The following is a 306-nucleotide window of genomic DNA, read 5'->3' on the forward strand; positions in this document are numbered from 1 at the left end:
CCCGCCGGCACCGCGCACCGGCATTCAAGCCCAACGTGGCGTTAGCCGCGATCAAGGGCGAGATGACGCTGGCCCAGTTGGCTGAGTAGTTCGACGTGCATCCGAACCGGATCACGCAGTGGAAGTCCCAGCTTCAGGAAGCGGCGGCAGAGGGCTGGCGGAGGCAACAGAACGATCGAGCCTGCCGTGGACGTGAAAACGCTGCACGCCAAAATCGGGGAGCTGACGATGGAGAACGCTTCCTAAGAAACGGCAGCACCGACTTTCGGTTCCAAGGGAGAACAAAGCCGAATGCCTTGGCACGCT

The 306-nt window shown here is 61.8% G+C and carries 1 pseudogene; it reads left to right on the forward strand.

Annotation, left to right across the window (positions count from 1 at the left end):
• Positions 1-237: pseudogene (locus AC0L3A_RS41095) on the forward strand (transposase); the annotation flags it as partial.
• Positions 238-306 lie beyond the last annotated feature (69 nt).

The sequence above is a fragment of the Bradyrhizobium sp. MI1.3 genome (genome assembly GCF_055811695.1).